The organism is Mycobacterium sp. NPDC050041, from assembly GCF_049541695.1.
In the GTDB taxonomy this organism is placed as follows: Bacteria; Actinomycetota; Actinomycetes; order Mycobacteriales; family Mycobacteriaceae; genus Mycobacterium.
Window position 1 is genome coordinate 893,697 of record NZ_JBMVDG010000001.1, and the last position, 15,606, is coordinate 909,302.

At 71.1% G+C, this 15,606-nt stretch carries 14 protein-coding genes and 1 tRNA gene; 10 read left to right on the top strand and 5 right to left on the bottom strand.

Features of this window, described 5'->3' with window-relative positions; translation table 11 throughout:
- Positions 1–5: 5 nt before the first annotated feature.
- On the top strand, positions 6–833 hold the full coding sequence (locus ACPCHZ_RS04330) for an LLM class flavin-dependent oxidoreductase (protein WP_423483599.1): 828 nt from the start codon (positions 6–8) through the stop codon (positions 831–833).
- Positions 834–1,022: 189 nt separating this feature from the next.
- Here ACPCHZ_RS04330 and ACPCHZ_RS04335 read toward each other — a convergent pair whose 3' ends face one another.
- Together ACPCHZ_RS04335 and ACPCHZ_RS04340 are read right to left on the bottom strand one after the other, a co-directional pair.
- Positions 1,023–1,787, bottom strand: coding sequence for an SDR family NAD(P)-dependent oxidoreductase (locus ACPCHZ_RS04335; protein ID WP_423483600.1), 765 nt, complete (start codon positions 1,785–1,787; stop codon positions 1,023–1,025).
- 27 nt (positions 1,788–1,814) lie between these two features.
- On the bottom strand, positions 1,815–2,402 hold the full coding sequence (locus ACPCHZ_RS04340) for an NADPH-dependent FMN reductase (protein WP_423483601.1): 588 nt from the start codon (positions 2,400–2,402) through the stop codon (positions 1,815–1,817).
- 123 nt (positions 2,403–2,525) lie between these two features.
- Between ACPCHZ_RS04340 and ACPCHZ_RS04345 the strand changes: the two genes are divergently transcribed.
- From ACPCHZ_RS04345 to ACPCHZ_RS04370, 6 genes are all read left to right on the top strand, one after another.
- Positions 2,526–2,990, top strand: coding sequence for a MarR family winged helix-turn-helix transcriptional regulator (locus ACPCHZ_RS04345; RefSeq protein WP_423483602.1), 465 nt, complete (start codon positions 2,526–2,528; stop codon positions 2,988–2,990).
- A gap of 132 nt (positions 2,991–3,122) precedes the next feature.
- Positions 3,123–3,662, top strand: coding sequence for a hypothetical protein (locus ACPCHZ_RS04350; protein WP_423483603.1), 540 nt, complete (start codon positions 3,123–3,125; stop codon positions 3,660–3,662).
- A gap of 140 nt (positions 3,663–3,802) precedes the next feature.
- Positions 3,803–5,236 carry a PepSY-associated TM helix domain-containing protein gene (locus tag ACPCHZ_RS04355; protein ID WP_423483604.1) on the top strand — a complete coding sequence of 478 codons (1,434 nt, stop codon included), beginning with the start codon at positions 3,803–3,805 and terminating at the stop codon, positions 5,234–5,236.
- The gene (locus ACPCHZ_RS04360) at positions 5,229–5,729 is read left to right on the top strand and encodes a copper chaperone PCu(A)C (protein WP_423483605.1); all 501 of its coding nucleotides are present in this window, start codon (positions 5,229–5,231) and stop codon (positions 5,727–5,729) included. The genes ACPCHZ_RS04355 and ACPCHZ_RS04360 overlap by 8 nt, the downstream gene beginning before the upstream one ends.
- The gene (locus tag ACPCHZ_RS04365) at positions 5,722–6,930 is read left to right on the top strand and encodes a Dyp-type peroxidase (RefSeq protein ID WP_423483606.1); all 1,209 of its coding nucleotides are present in this window, start codon (positions 5,722–5,724) and stop codon (positions 6,928–6,930) included. The genes ACPCHZ_RS04360 and ACPCHZ_RS04365 overlap by 8 nt, the downstream gene beginning before the upstream one ends.
- A gap of 93 nt (positions 6,931–7,023) precedes the next feature.
- A complete protein-coding gene (locus tag ACPCHZ_RS04370) occupies positions 7,024–10,017 on the top strand; it encodes a BTAD domain-containing putative transcriptional regulator (protein ID WP_423483607.1) in 2,994 nt (997 codons plus the stop codon).
- Here the strand turns inward: ACPCHZ_RS04370 and ACPCHZ_RS04375 are convergent.
- Positions 9,899–10,513, bottom strand: a complete 615-nt coding sequence (locus ACPCHZ_RS04375) for a hypothetical protein (RefSeq protein WP_423483608.1) — start codon at positions 10,511–10,513, stop codon at positions 9,899–9,901. The genes ACPCHZ_RS04370 and ACPCHZ_RS04375 overlap by 119 nt on opposite strands.
- A gap of 121 nt (positions 10,514–10,634) precedes the next feature.
- On the opposite strand from ACPCHZ_RS04375, the gene ACPCHZ_RS04380 reads away from it, so the two are divergent.
- A complete protein-coding gene (locus ACPCHZ_RS04380; RefSeq protein WP_423483609.1) occupies positions 10,635–11,249 on the top strand; it encodes a dihydrofolate reductase family protein in 615 nt (204 codons plus the stop codon).
- A gap of 98 nt (positions 11,250–11,347) precedes the next feature.
- The gene (locus tag ACPCHZ_RS04385; protein WP_423483610.1) at positions 11,348–11,962 is read left to right on the top strand and encodes a hypothetical protein; all 615 of its coding nucleotides are present in this window, start codon (positions 11,348–11,350) and stop codon (positions 11,960–11,962) included.
- 24 nt (positions 11,963–11,986) lie between these two features.
- Here the strand turns inward: ACPCHZ_RS04385 and ACPCHZ_RS04390 are convergent, their stop codons facing one another.
- Positions 11,987–13,225, bottom strand: a complete 1,239-nt coding sequence (locus ACPCHZ_RS04390; protein WP_423483611.1) for a hypothetical protein — start codon at positions 13,223–13,225, stop codon at positions 11,987–11,989.
- Positions 13,226–13,580: 355 nt separating this feature from the next.
- Positions 13,581–13,663 (bottom strand) — tRNA-Leu (locus ACPCHZ_RS04395).
- A 258-nt stretch (positions 13,664–13,921) separates the two neighbouring features.
- Here ACPCHZ_RS04395 and ACPCHZ_RS04400 point away from each other — a divergent pair.
- Complete coding sequence (locus tag ACPCHZ_RS04400; RefSeq protein ID WP_423483612.1) at positions 13,922–15,418, top strand: DUF3662 and FHA domain-containing protein; 1,497 nt, start codon at positions 13,922–13,924, stop codon at positions 15,416–15,418.
- Positions 15,419–15,606 lie beyond the last annotated feature (188 nt).

A 15,606-nucleotide genomic window follows, 5' to 3' on the forward strand; every position in this document is an offset into this window, starting at 1 on the left:
TGAACATGCCGGAATGGTGGCTGTACCTACCGCAGAGCAGGCAGGGCATCGACGACATCGTCATGCGCGCCCGGGTCGCCGAGGCGAGCGGATTCACCGGCATCGCGATGCTCGACCACCTCGAGACCCCGATGGCCCCCGACAGCCCGATCTGGGAGGCGATGATCACCGCGACCTGGGTGGCGGCCCGGACCGAGCGGCTGCGGGTCGGGCATCTGGTGCTGTGCGACCCGTTCCGGCACGCGGCGACGCTGGCCAAGGAGGCGGTCACCCTCGCCGAGGCCTCCGGCGGCCGGTTCGAGCTCGGCCTGGGTTCCGGGTCGATGCCCGACGAGCTGGCGCGGTTCGGGTTCGGCACCGCCACCGGACGCGACCGGGTCGCGGCGCTCGCGCAGACGCTGACCGACCTGAAGCGGTACTGGGCCGGGGCGCAGCAGCCCGTCCCGAGCGCCCCGATCCCGCTGCTGCTCGGCGGGGTGGGGCCGCGGATGCTCGGCCTGGTGCGTGAGCACGCGGACTGGTGGAATCTGCCCGCCGGCTACGTGCACCGGCTGCCGGAGCTGCTCCCGCAGATCGGCACGGCGCGGGCGTCGGTGCAGCAGATGGTCGGCTTCGTCGGCCGCGACGCCGACCGCGACGCCGTCATCGAGAAGAGCCGGCGGCGGTGGGGCCATCTGGGTTCCGGGCTGGTGTGCGGCGATGCCGCCGAACTCACCGACCACTTCGGCACGCTGGCCGAGCAGGGCGCACAGCGCTTCTACGTGTGGTTCGCCGACTTCGCCGCGCCGGACACCGTCCGCGAGTTCGGCGAGACGGTCGTCGCCGCGCACTGAACCCCGTACCCATGGGCCCCGCGACGCGTTGATCAACGGCGCCTCACAGGGCATCGGCGCAGCTCTGGTGACCGCCTACCCCGGCATGGGCTATGCCGTGATCGCCAATGCCTCGAGCCGAAGCCCGGGAATGACCGTCAACTACCGAAGCGCGAAACGCGATACCTGGCAATGTCTTCGTCCGCGTGATCACCACGCAGTCGCACCCCCGTCGATGGCGATGTTGGCGCCGGTGATGTACGACGCGCGATCCGAGGCGAGGAAAGCCGCGGCCTCGACGATCTCCTCCGGCTGAGCGAACCGCTTCAGGAAGGTCTTGCTCGTGATCGCGTCGCGGGCGACCTGGTCGTCGCCCAGGTCCCGGTCACTGGCTGGCGTCAGGACGGGTCCGGGGCTGATGGCGATGGCCCTGATGCCATGAGGTGCGCCCTCGAGCGCGAGTTGGCGGGTCATTCCCACGACCCCGGCGTTCGCGGCAGCATGCGCCACCATCGGTGGAACACGCCCCGCGATCGCCCCGGCTTGGGAAGCGACGTTGAGGATGACGCCGCCTCCGCGGCTGACGAGGTGAGGCCAGGCGAACTTCGAGACGAGGAACGGGATGTCTAGTTCACCGGCGATCGTCGCGCGCCACTGCTCGAACGTAAAGTTCGGCATCGGCCCGAAGTGCGCAATCGCAGCGTTGTTGTAGACGACGTCGAGACCGCCGTACACAGCAGCCGCGCGCTCGACGAGTCTGCGGACCTGCTCTTCGTCAGTCAGATCTACCGGAGCGACTCCCGTCATCTCACCGCCCGCGCTTCGCACCAGGCGGACGGTCTCGGCGTTGGCGGCGGTGTCGATGTCGGCTCCGATCACCAGCGCGCCTTCACGTGTGAACACCTGCGCGGCCGCACGTCCTTGACCTCCGCCCGTGCCGGTGATGAGAGCCACCTTGCTGTCCAGAATGCCCATGATGGGTCTCCTGCCGTGTCGTTGTCGTCACGCCGCCGGCGAGGCCTCGGCCGGGCTGCGAAGCGTCTTCAGCGCGCCCGCCCACGCCTCGAGCTGGTTCAGCATCAGAGGTAAGAAGTCGTCGTGCTGGGGTCCGGGGGTGAACCTCGTGAAGTCGGTGAAGTCGGTGAACAGCGAGAAGGTCATCTGCTGGCGCACGTGCGCCACCTGCAGCTCGCTCAGGATCGCGCGGAGGTGCTCCGCCGCGCGAGCACCGCCGACCGATCCGTAGGTGACCAGCGCGGCCGCCTTGTTCTTCCATTCGACATTCAGAAAGTCCAGAGCGTTCTTGAGGACGCCAGAGGTCGAGTGGTTGTACTCGGGACTCACGAAGACGAAGCCGTCGAACTCGGCGACCTTGGCCGCCCATCGCTTCGTGTGCTCCTTCGTGTACTGCTGCATGGACGCCGGCGCTGGTTCGTCGAGGAGCGGAAGGGGGTAGTCGGCGAGATCCAGCAGCTCGTAGGTCACTCCTGGACGGCCGGCAGTCTTTTCGATCACCCAGTCGGCGACTCCCTTGCCGTTCCGACCCGGCCGCGTGCTGCCGAGAATCACGCCGATCTTGAGGTCACTCATGAGAATCCTTCTTTCTTCGCCGGCGTGGGTCGACCTCAACCTGCGAGACACCCCACGCTTGAACGTTCATATGTCTACCTGCTGCACATATGAACATTCAAGCGTTCCGGTAGCATTCCCAGCGTGGCCGATGACACAGTCCAGTGGCTCGACGATCGGGAGATGACGGCGTGGCGGGCCCTGGTGGAGACCGTGGCCCGGTTGCCCACCGCCCTCGACGTCCAACTGCAGCGCGACTCCGATCTCAGCTTCCTCGAGTACTACGTGCTGGCTGCACTCTCCGAAGCACCGGACGGCACCGTCGGCATGTCCACCCTCGCCGTGCTGACCAACGCCGAACAGTCCCGGCTGTCCCACTTGGTGACGCGGCTCGAGCGGCAGGGCCTCGTTGGACGCGAACGAGACCGCGCCAACGGTCGCCACATCAACGCCGTCATCACCGCCACCGGCCGTGCTCGCATCGAGGAGGCGGCTCCCGGGCACGTGGCGAACGTCCGGCGACTCGTGTTCGACGCGCTGTCCGCCACAGATGTGCAGACGCTGTCGCGGGCCTGCCGGCGCATCAACGAGCAAGTCGGCCCCTACTGACGGTCGGGTGGGCGAGGCGGTGTTGGCCGCGCAAATGTTCGACTAGGTCGCGCAGCGTCCTCGCTCTCGCGGAATAGCGCACACCAGGAACACGTGCACGCCGCCAGTAGCGGTGCCGGTAACGTGCGGCGGGTGAGCACACCGGTCTCCCGCGCGCGCTGGATGCGTGGCGGGCTGGTCGGCGTCTGCTCGACCGTCTTCACCACCGGCGCGCACGCCGCTGCCGGCGGCAACCTGCCCAAGGGCTCCGCGCTCGTCGTCGCCGCGCTGGTCTGCCTCACCGTCGGCGGCGCGGTCGGCGGCCTCCAACTCACCGGGCGCCGCACCCGGCCCGCGGTGCTCACCGCCGCGCTCGCCGTCGCCCAGCTGCTCGGCCACCTCGTGATGGCAGGCGGACATCACCACGTCGGCGGCGCCGGGCTCAGCCCGGCCATGGTCACCGCCCACCTCGCGGCCGCCGTGGTGCTCGGCGTCGCGATCTCCTCGGTCGAATACGCCTACGTGGTGGCCGCTTCGGTGCTGCGCTGGTTGCGCCTGTTCGCCACGGCCGTCGCCGGCCCCGTCCCGGCGGTACGCCGCTGGACGACGAATGTCGTTGTGGTCCTTCCGGTTCTGCCGCATTCCGGTCTCGGAATGCGCGCGCCGCCCGCGGGTCTGCTCTCGGCCGCCTGACGGCCACCCTTCGCCTTCGTCGCCGCCGTCATACCGACGCGGCGTCTTCCCATACCCGCTGACCGCCGCACGAGCGGCATCACGTCGGCGGCGCCGCATCGTGTGCCGCGCCGCCCCGGCCCGAAGGGCTCACACCTGTCATGACCACCACCCCGGACGATGACGTCCACGCCCCACTCGACCCGTCCGGCGCTCCGCCGGCCCGGCAGCGGTTGCGCGGCCTGCGCCCGCTGCTCATGCGCCTGCACTTCTACGCGGGCGTCTTCGTCGGCCCGTTCATCCTGATCGCCGCCGTCACCGGCCTGCTCTACGCGCTAATCCCCCAGATCGACACCTTCGTGCACCGCCACGAGCTGACCGTCGCGCAGGTCGGCGACCAACGCCTGCCGCTGTCCGACCAGCTCGCCGCCGCACGCGCCGCCCATCCGGAGGGCACCGTCGCGAGCATCCGGCCGCCGGCCGCGCCGGACGAGACCACGTGGGTGCGCCTCGCGGTCGACGACGTACCGCCCGATTACGCCCGCACGGTGTTCGTCGATCCCTACTCCGGGGAGGTGCGCGGCGCGCTGACCACCTACGGGCAGTGGCTGCCGACGCGCGCATGGTTCGACGAACTGCACCGCAACCTGCACCTCGACGCCGTCGGGCGCAACTACAGCGAGCTCGCGGCGAGCTGGCTGTGGGTGATATCGCTGGCCGGGCTGGCGCTGTGGGTCCTGCACCGGCGCGACACCCGCAAGCTGCGGCGGCTGGCCACACCGGACCGCGACAAGAAGGACCGGCGGCGGACCATGTCCTGGCACGGCGCCGTCGGGGTGTGGGTGGTGGTCGCGCTGCTCGGCCTGTCGGTCACCGGCATCACCTGGTCGCGCTACGGCGGCGAATCGGTCGACCTCATCCAGGCCCGGCTGAACAGCTCGGCGCCCGCCGTCGACACCGCACTGACCGCCGCACCGGGCCCGGACACCACCGCGGGCGATCACCACCACGGCGGCCACGGCGGGGCGGCCGCCACCGACAGCGGCGGCGCCGACGTGGTGCTGCGCGCCGCCGAGCGGGCCGGGCTGCAGGGGCCGATGTGGCTGTCGCCGCCCGCCGAAGCAGGCGAGGCGTGGCAGGCCGCGGAGAACAAGCGGGACTGGCCGACCCGGGCCGACGCAATCGCGGTCGACCCGGGCAGCGGCGCCGTCCTCGACCGGGTGAACCAGGCGGACTGGCCGTTCCTGGCCAAGCTCAAGGACTGGGCGATCGACGCGCACATGGGCGTGCTGTTCGGCGTGGCCAACCAGATCGTGCTCGCCCTGGTGGCCGTCGGGCTGATCACCGTCGTCGTCCGCGGTTATCTGATGTGGTGGCAGCGCAGGCCCACCCGAGGATCGGCATGGGCCGCGGGCCGGCCGCCGCTGCGCGGGACGCTGCGCAACCTGCCGCCCGCCGCGACCACCGCGCTCGTCGTCGCCGCGGTGGCGGTGGGCTGGTTCCTGCCCCTGTTCGGGCTCAGCCTCGCGGCGTTCCTCGTGGCCGACCTCGTGGTCGGTGCGGTCAAGCGACGCGGGGCGGCCGCCGATGCGTAGGGCACTGGCGTGCGCCGTCGCGGCGGGCCTGCTGCTGAGCGGGTGCACGTCGCAGGACGGCCACCACGAGGAGTCGATGGCCGCCACGGTCACCTTCACCGAGCAGTGGGTGAGCGCGTCGGACGCCGGGATGGTCGCGGTGTTCGGCACCCTCACCAACACCGGCCACCACGACGCCCGCCTCGTCGGCGGTGAGTCGCCGGCCGCCGGCCGGGTGGAGGTGCACGAGGTGGTGGCCGACGGCGGCGGGAAGTCGATGCGGCCCAAGGCCGGTGGGATCGCGGTGCCCGCGGGCGCCGCCCACGAGCTGACCCCGGGCGGCGACCATCTGATGCTGATGGACCTCAGGGAGCCGATGCGGCCCGGCGCCGACGTGGCGCTGACCGTGCTCTTCGACGACGGCTCGGCGCTGCCGGTCACCGCGCAGGTGCGCGACTTCCCCGGCGCCGACGAGGAGTACCACCCCGCCGCGTCGCCACACCACCATGGCTGAGCGGTTCGCGGTCAACCGGCGGCACCTCCTCACCGGGGGTGCCGCCGCACTGGCCGCCGGTGCCGCGCTCACCCAGTGCAGCGCCGCTCAGTCCGCCACCCCGGCAACGGCATTCGGGAGCTCGGTCGAACCGTTCCACGGGCCGCACCAGGCCGGCGTCGCCACCGCGCCGCAGGCGCACGCGCTGTTCCTGGCCCTCGACCTGCGCGCCGACGAATCCCGCAGCGCCCGTGACACCCTGGCCGCCGTGTTGCGGCTGTGGACCGCCGACGCCGCCCGGCTCACCCAGGGCCGGCCTGCGCTGGCGGACACCGAGCCGGAACTGGCGCAGCGGCCGGCCCGCCTCACCGTCACCGTGGGTCTGGGGCCCGCCGTGTTCGACCGCACCGGCCTGGCGCGGCTGCGGCCACCGACGGTCGCCGATCCGCCCGCCTTCCACACCGACCGGCTGGACGCCCGGTTCTGCGGCGGCGACCTGCTGCTGCAGATCTGCGCCGACGACCCGATCGCCGTCTCGCACGCCAGCCGGGTGCTGCTGAAGAACGTACGGGCCATGACGATCCAGCGGTGGCGGCAGCGCGGGTTCCGCAACGCCCACGGCGCCGACCCGTCGGGCGGGACGATGCGCAACCTGATGGGCCAGCTCGACGGCACCGCGAATCTGCATGACGACGCGGCGTTCGACCGGCTGGTGTGGGACGGCGGCGAGGCGCAGCGCTGGTTCGCCGGCGGCACCGTGCTGGTGCTGCGCCGGGTGCGCGCCGAGATGGACACCTGGGACGAATTGGACCGCACCAGCAAGGAGCTGGCGGTGGGCAGGCGGCTCGACAACGGCGCCCCGCTGACGGGCAGGCACGAGACCGACGAGCCCGACCTGACCGCGACGGCCGGCGGCATCCCGGTGATCCCGCCCAACAGCCACGTCGCGCTGGCCCGCCACCGCAACGACGGTGAACAGTTCCTGCGCAGGCCCTACAATTACGACGACCCGCCCGCGGGTGACCGCACCACCGACAGCGGGCTGATCTTCGCCGCGTATCAGCGGGATCCGGCCGTCCAATTCGTGCCGGTGCAGGAGCGCCTCGCCGAGGCGGACGCACTCAACGAGTGGACCACCACCGTCGGGTCGGCGACGTTCGCGGTGCTGCCGGGGGTGGAGGAAGGCGAACACCTCGGACAGGCATTGCTCGAGAGTCGCTGAGCGCCGGTACCAACGCCACCCGATCTGCGGCCAGGAGTGAGAAACTCACCGCTGGAGCAAACCGCTCCGCAGGGGTGTGCGAACGGAGCCGGTGTGCAGTACTCACTGCTGGGTCCGCTGCGGGTGACGGCCGACGGGGGTCGCATCGAGCTCGGCGGGCTACGCCAGCGGGCGGTGCTCGCGGTGCTGCTGATCTCCGCCGACGCGGTGGTCGACGTCGACGTGCTGATCGACAAGGTGTGGGACGGCGCCCCGCCCAGCAAGCCGGTGAGTTCCGTGCGCGCCTACGTCGCGAATCTGCGCCGGGTGCTCGGCGACGGCCGCAGCCCCGATCGGCTGCTCACCGAGGGTCACGGCTACCTGCTGCGCCTGGGTGACGACTCCCTCGACTGCCAGTCCTTCGAGGCGGCCACCGATCTCGGCCGCCGCCTGCTCGCCGACGGCGATCCCGAGGCGGCGTTGCCGCACCTGTCCCGGGCGCTCGCCCTGTGGCATGGCGAGCCGCTCAGTGACTTCCGGAACCTGTCCTTCGCGGTCGACGAGGTGCACCGGCTGGATGTCGTGCGACTCGACTGCGTCGAGGCGGTGTTCGACGCGCGGCTGCAGCTCGGGCAGGACGCCGGCCTGGTGCCGGAGATCAGCGCCGAGGTCACCGGTCATCCACTGCGGGAACGGCTCTGGGAGCAGCTGATGCTCGCCCTCTACCGGGCAGGCAGGCGGGGTGACGCGCTGCGTGCCCACGACCGGATGCGCACGGTGTTCGACCGCGAACTCGGGGTCGCGCCGGGATCGGACGCCGAGCGGCTCGCCCACGACATCCGTTCGGAGGCAGCACATCTGCGGCGCGACCCAACCGCGTCGACCAAGGCGGCGCCCGCCCGACCGCGGCAGCGTCCCCTGGTGGGCCGCGGCCACGACGTCCGCCAACTGGACGATCGACTGGCCGCAGCCGTCGGCGGGCAGGGCAGCGCCACCGTGATCGTCGGCGAGAGCGGCATCGGCAAGACCGCCCTGGCCGCCGAGACCGCCCGCCGTGCCGAAGCCTTGGGTGCGACGACGCTCTGGATCGGGCACCGCGCCGCGGCCGACCTGTCGCCGTGGTGGACGTGGAACCAGGTGCTGCGCGAGCTCGCAGGCCGCACCGGCGACCCGGTCCATCAGCCCGCCCCGCCCCGCGCCGACGGCGACCGCCGGATGGTCGAGGCGATGGCCACCGCCGTCGGGGCGCTGGTGCGCGAGCCGACGGTGGTGGTCCTCGACGACGTCCACCTCGCCGACCCGCTCAGTCGCGACACCCTCGCGGTGCTGACGGGCGCGCTCCCCCGGCTGCCGCTGCTGGTGCTGGCCACCTGGCAGCACGGCGACGCCGCACGTCCCGGCGAGGAGCTGTCGCGGCTGCTGGCCGGTGCCGACCTGCGTTCGATGTGGTTGCATGGCCTCGACGCCGATCGCGCCGCCGAGCTCGTCGAGCATCTCAGCGGCGTGACGCCCACCGACGCGGTGGCCGGCCAGCTCGTCGCCCGCACCGGGGGCAACCCGCTGTATCTCACCGAACTCACCCGGCTGCTGATGGAACGCCGCCAACTCGACGGCGCGACAGCGGCATTGTCCGCCGACGGTGTGCCGCCGGCCGTCACCGGCGTCATCGGCGGCCGGATGGCCGCCTTGCCCGCGGACACCGCGACCGCGCTCAGCGCCGCGGCGGTGCTGGGCATCGCGGTGTCGTCGACCCGCGTCGGCGCCGTGCTCGGTGTCGCAGCGCACGTCGTGGAGGACCGGCTGGCGGCTGCGGTCAGCGCAGCCTTACTGGTGCCCGAGCAGGCCGGCCGCTACCGCTTCAGCCACGGCATCGTCCGTGACGCCGTGGTCGGCAGGCTCGACCCGCGGGACCGCAGCCGGCTGCACGCCGATGTCGCCCGGGTGCTGCTCGCCGACGCCGGCGCGCTCGACGAGGACGCCGTCGCGGGCGCCGACCACGCCTGGCGGGCGGGGGTCCGGCTGGACGCCGCAGACGCGCTGACGCTGCTCGGCCGGGCCGCGGCCACGGCGTGGAGCCGGTCGGCCTACCGCGAGGTGGCCGAGCTGAGCCGGCGAGGCCTGCAGGTGTGCGAGCGGTTGCCCGACGGGCCGGACCGGCTGCGCCAGGAGGCCGACCTGTGGTTGCAACTGGCCTCGGCGGAGGCGGTCGTGACGGGCCAGACGTCGGCCGCGGTGTCCGCCGCGCTGCGGCGATCCCACGAGATCGGTTCGCAGATCGGGCATGTGACCGTCGAGCGGGCGCTGCGCTGCCTGGAGGCCTGCGGGGCGGGCCGGTACCGGGAGGGCGCGGTGATGGCCGACGGGCTGATCGAGCTGTTCGCCGACACCGGTGACGCGGTCGCCGGATCGGCCGGGTACTACCTGCGCGGGTTGACCGATTTCGCGGCGGGCGACGTCGACGGCTGCCTCGACCGCATCGAGACGCTGCTGCACGAACTCCCGCCGGTGGACTGGCGCCGCCACGGTCACATGGCCACCTTCGACGTCCGCGGCTACGGCGTCGCGGCGTGGGCGCACGCACTGCTTGGTGAGCCCGAGCGGGCACGGGCACTCGTGGCGACCGGGCTCGAACTCGCCGAGGGCCGCAACGACACGTTCGGATCGGCGATCCTGCTGACCTCGCAGCTGCAGGTCGATGCGATCCGCGGCAGCCACGCGTGGCTCGCCGAGCAGGCCGAGGCGACGGTCGAGCGGCTCACCGGCTTTGGTTTCGATCAGCTGGCGGGCACAGCACGGATCATCGGAGGTTGGGCGCGCGCGCTGGGGCCGGCGGGTGAGGACACCGCCGAGGAGATGCGCGACGCGATCGCCACCCATTCCCGCGACGGGACGCGCATCTTCCTGCCGCTGTACTACGCGCTGCTGGCCGACGTGCAGGCCGCGCGCGGCGACGTGTCCGGTGGGCGGGCGACGCTGAACCGGGCGGAACTCACCGCGTTCGCCACCGGTGAGCGGGTCTGGGACGCCCAGCTTTCCGCGCGGCTGTCCGCGCTGCGGCACCGCCGTGACCACGGCCGCCCCGAGGACGCGGGGCGGATCGCCGAGTAGTCACCCGGGCGGCGACGACGTATCCACCCGCAACGACCAGCAGGGCGAACTTGATCGAGGCCGCCAGGTGCGCGCGTCGCGTGTGTACGGCAATCTGATTGCCGCTCAACACGTTCAGCAGTGACGCGCCCTCGATCGCGTCTCCGGCGACGGCGCCGACCACGAGCAGAACCGGCGTGCGCGGGTGGCCGAGAACCCGCCGCGCACGGTCGACATGCAGGCCGGCGAGGACGCCGTAGGTGGCCATGTAGCCGAAGTCCAGCCACAGGGACGTGCGCGCCGTGCGCCGACCACCGGGGCCCCAGCGGCCCATGATGCTCTCGGCGCGGGCGGGGGTGCGGGCCAGCTCGAATGGGATGATGCCCGGGCCGCCGGTCCGGCGCAGCCGCCGTTCGAGAACCATCATCAGCGCGGTGTAGCCGAGGAAGGCGCCCGTCGCGTAGCGGATTCCCGCGCCACGGATTTCGGGTGCCTGGCCTGCCGAACTCCGTGACATGGTGCTCCCCCACGTACATGGTGTGTGCGTTGTGGTGCAACGGTAACGCCGGCCGCGCCTCAGCGATGAGTTCGTGGCCCTGCCGCGGTCTTCACCAGCACCCGAACGAACGGAGAATGCAGTGCCTCGAACGAACCTCTCGATGTCGATATCCGCCGATGGCTACGTCGCCGGCCCGCACCAGAGCGTCGACCACCCACTCGGAGTCGGCGGAGAGCAGCTGCACGGTTGGCATCTCGGACCTGCCAGGGACCACCCGGCCAATCGCCAGGTGGTCGCGGAGATGCTCGACGACATGGGCGCGACCATCATGGGCCGCAACATGTTCGGGCCGATCCGCGGCGAGTGGGGTGATTCACCGTGGCGGGGCTGGTGGGGCGACGAGCCGCCCTACCACTGCCCCGTGTTCGTCCTCACCCACCACCCGCACGACCCCATCGAGATGTCCGGCGGGACGACATTCCACTTCGTCACCGACGGTGTCGAAGCCGCCTACGCGCTCGCGGCGGAGGCAGCGGGAGAACGCCCGATCTCCATCGCGGGCGGCGCGTCCTGCGCCCGGCAGGCACTGCACGCCGGGCTCGTCGACGAACTGGACCTCCAGGTGAATCCGGTCATCCTCGGGTCGGGCGAGCGACTGCTCGACGGGTTCGCGGCAGGCCACCCACAACTCGAACTGGTCCGAGTCATGGAAGCTCCCGGCGTCGCCCACCTGCGGTACCGCGTCGTCCGCTGAGCCGTCCCGAAGTCGTGATCGGTAGTGAGCTCACGCCGAGACGCTCTGTCCTGCGTCCCGGCCGGACCCGCCGGGACGGGACATCGTGAGAGGAAGACATGAACGCCACCCGCATCGGAATCGCACTCACCACCGGAGTCCTCGCGATCTCCGCGTTGAGCGGCTGCTCGAAAGCCACGGAGATCAGGGACGTGGCAGCCCAGGCGGCCGAGCAGGTCGTCACGTCGGGCACCGAAAGGATCACCCAGGCCGCGGCGGGCGGCGACCTGTTCACCGCTGAGGGCATCGACGCCGCCTATGCGGCGGTCGAGGAGAAGGTCGGCGCCGACCCGATGCAGGTGGTGGAGGTGACGATCATCGCCGGCAATCTCACCGTCCAGGCCGTCGACCCCAACGCCCCGACCGAGCTCAACCAGTGGACCTACACCGCAGGCGTCGTCGGGCCGTCGCGTCCGGTCGACTACGGCGATGACGTCGAGGCTCTCGGCGAGAACCTGTTCTCCGTCAACGAGGTCGAGACCGGCGCCATCGAGGCGGCCGTCGTCGGCGCGGTGACGATGGCCGCAATCCCGGGCGGCGAGGTGCAGAGCGTGATCGTCAAGCGGAACATCCCGTTCGACGAGAGCGTGACCATGTTCATCAACGTCGATGGCGAACGCAGCAGCAAGCAGGTGCGCGCCGACGTCTCGGGCACCATCACCGACGTCGTCTAGGAACGTGACCGCCGGGGTCGCCGATCAACTCGGCGGAACTGCGCCGGCAGTCGTCAGGTCGGCGTCCTTCGGCGCGTATTCGGCGACCACGTTCTTGAAGACGACGCTGGGGTTGGCGTCGTCGATCTTGAACGCCTCTTCCGGGTCCTGCTTCGCGTCGTCAATCGAGCTGCGAGTGCCGTACGCGGCGAAGAGTTGGGGATACTCGACGCTCTCCCGGCTGGGGTCGTCGATGACGAGATACACCCGCAGCAGCGGGTGATCGGACACCAGGTCGTGCACCACGTTGCGCGGGGCGATTTCGTTCTCGATGCACAGGAAACTGCCCCCGGCCGCGGTGGGCACGAGCTTGGTGACGGTCTCGGAGAATTCGACGGGCTGCTGGCGCAGGGATACCCGTGGCGGAAGGCAGGTGCGGGTGTCGGTCACCCGCCGCTGGGTGATGAAGGCGGCGCTCACGGAAAGGCGCGCCAGACCCACCTGACGAATGTCTACGTCGACCACCTTCTTGTAGTCGCTCTGCATGCCCGGCAGCAGGAAGGCGCCGGCGGTGTCGAAGTCGTCGGCGTACACCAGTCGGGCGGCGGCCGCCGGTGTCGGGCCGGCTCGAAAATCTCGTCCGGCGGTCCAGCCGCTGAAATCCATTCCCGCCGCGACATCGACCGGCTGCGCGTCCATGGGCGCCTGCCCTCGCGGATACGCCACCACACGCATCAGCGTTCCACCGATGTCGGCCTGCACGGTGCCGCGGTTGTGCAGCGTCACCTTCGCCTGGAGATGCACGATGTGGCCGGTGCTGCCGACGGGCGTCAGGTCGGCCCGAACGTCGATCAGTGGCCTGGAGGTGCGCGGCAGGTAGTCCGTGTCCAGCCAGTACTGGAAGAGACCGAGCAGCGGGACCACCGCCGCGAGAACGGCGACGCCTCTGGTGAACGTCGCTCTGGCATGCGGTCCGAGGTACACGATCCACCACACGGCGGATGCGCCGAGCGTCAGGACGAATCCGGTCCAACCGGTGAGCTGTGAGACGGGACTCCGAAGGTCGATCAACCAGACATAGCCGGCGAAGAACGCCATGGAGATCTGGCTCAGGAGGACGGCCGTCAACCAGCTCGCCGACTTGCGCACTATTGCCGTGAACGCCCAGACGCACACGATCGCGATGGCGAGTAACAAGCCCGCGCCGAGTGTCGACGACGCCGTGCGGGTCATCTCGAAATCGCGCACCGCCAACGCGAAGACGAAGACGCCGTCGATCAACACGGTCGCGACAAGCAGGACCGAAAGCGTCCGGGAGACGGTCCGAACATCACTGCCGATCGCCGTGGACGCCGCTGCGCGTCCGGGGCTTTCGTGGGGCACCGGCCGTGCATGCGTGTCCGGTTCGGTCACCATGCCCGATGTCCGAACTCGCACGGCCCGAGCCGCTCTGCTGGATCGCGCATCACACCTCCCCAGGCTCTACAGGGCGATGCTCTCAGGACTCGGCGGGCGGGTACCGGGTAGCCGGCTACCCCAGTGCAGACGGGGAAGAGGTGCGGGATCCTCGCGACGGCGCATGGCGGCCCACCACATGACAAAGGTCACGAACCCGGAGATCCGTGACCCTTGTCGAGTGTGGGCGAAGGGGGACTTGAACCCCCACGTCCCGAAGGACACTGGCACCTGAAGCCAGCGCGTCTGCCATTCCGCCACTCGCCCTGAAGACCGAGGGAGCCTATCACCCGAGCGCCTCGGCTCCCAAACCGTACAGATCGGGCCGACCAGAGCCTCCAGCAACCCCTGCGCCGCCCAAGATCGCGTCCCTGACCTGCGACGACAGGATTCTCAGAGTTCTGTTGGTCCCGCAGTTCAGTGCTGGGCCGATACCATGCACTGCAGGAAAGAGCCCGAGCGACACGCGGTGGGAGGCCGAGGTGAGCGGGGCCGAGCGACGACACGAGTGAGGCGGGCGGTGACATGGGTCCTCTCGACCGCATCGAACGCAAACTCGAGTCCACCGTCGGGGACGCCTTCGCCCGTGTCTTCGGCGGATCGATCGTCCCGCAGGAGGTCGAGACGCTTCTGCGCCGCGAAGCCGAGGCCGGCACCCGCGAGGTCGGCCGCGACCGCATTTTGGCGCCGAACGACTACGTAATTACCCTCGGTGTTTCCGATTACCAGAAGGTGAGCGCCGACCCGGACCTGACCTCGACCACATTCGCCAGACATCTGGAGGGATACATCCATGATCAGGGGTGGCAAACGTATGGTGATGTGGTCGTCAGATTCGAGCAGTCCCCGAATCTGCACACCGGCCAATTCCGCGCGCGGTGCGCGGTCAACCCAGACTCGACCACCGGCGAACCCGCCCCAGCACACCGAGAGCATGCGTTCGACGCAGGATCAGGAGTACCACCGATGACCGACAATCCGACGTACCGCGGCGGCGGCCAGGGACAGGGGCGGCCCGGCGACGAGTACTACGACGAGCGGTACGGACGCCAGGGCGACGATCCACGCGCGGCCTACCCGCCCGAGCAGGGCGGTTACCCGGCGCAGCAGGGTGGCGAGCCGAACTACCCGCCCCGCGGCGGCTACCCCGAGCAGGGTGGCTACCCCGACGGCGGTGGCTACCCCGAGGGCGGTGGCGGCTACCCGGACCAGGGTGGCTACCCGCCGCCGTCCTATGAGCAGCGCGGCCCCGCAGGTCCCGGCGGCTACGGCCCGCCGCCCGGCCCGCCACCCGGTGGCGGCTACGACCAGGGCTACCGGCCCGGTCCCGCCGGCCCCGGTGGTCCCGGTGGCTACGGCGGCGGCCAGTCCGGATACGGGCAGCCCGGCGCCGACTACGACTACGGCCGTCCCCCGGCACCCGGCAGGCACGAGGACGGTGGCTACGGCGCGCCGCCCGCCGGCCGGCCCGGTTACCCCGACCAGGGCGGCTACCCGGATCAGGGCGGCTACCCGGATCAGGGCGGCTACCCCGACCAGGGTGGCTACGGCGGCGGCCAGTACGGACGCCAGGACTACGGGCAGCAGGAGTACGGCGGCGGACGCGGCTACGCCGAGCCGGCCGCTTACGGCGAGCCCGGTTACGCCGAGCCCGCGGGCCGCGACTACGAGTACGGCCAGCAGGCCGGTGGCGGCTACGGCGGCGCGTACGGGCAGGGCGACTACCCGGCCGGTGGCGCGACCGTCACCCTGCAGCTCGACGACGGCAGCGGCCGCACCTACCAGCTGCGCGAAGGCGCGAACGTGATCGGACGCGGCCAGGACGCGCAGTTCCGGCTGCCCGACACCGGCGTCTCGCGCCGGCACCTGGAGATCCGCTGGGACGGACAGGTCGCGCTGCTGTCGGACCTGAACTCGACCAACGGCACCACCGTGAACAACGCACCGGTCCAGGAGTGGCAGTTGGCTGACGGCGACGTCATCCGGCTCGGCCACTCCGAGATCATCGTCCGCGTTCACTAGTGATCGCGGCTGGGTCACGACCTGGGCACAGCCACGGGCGAAGCTGAAGGCTTCACCACCACGTCGAACAACGTCCAAGTATCGTGACGTTGCCGACGTCGGCCGGCCGCACCGGCGGGCAGGGGCGCAGCGACCCGGGGATCCGTGTTGATGCGGGCAGGAGTACGGATCGGGGAACGAGAGGAACG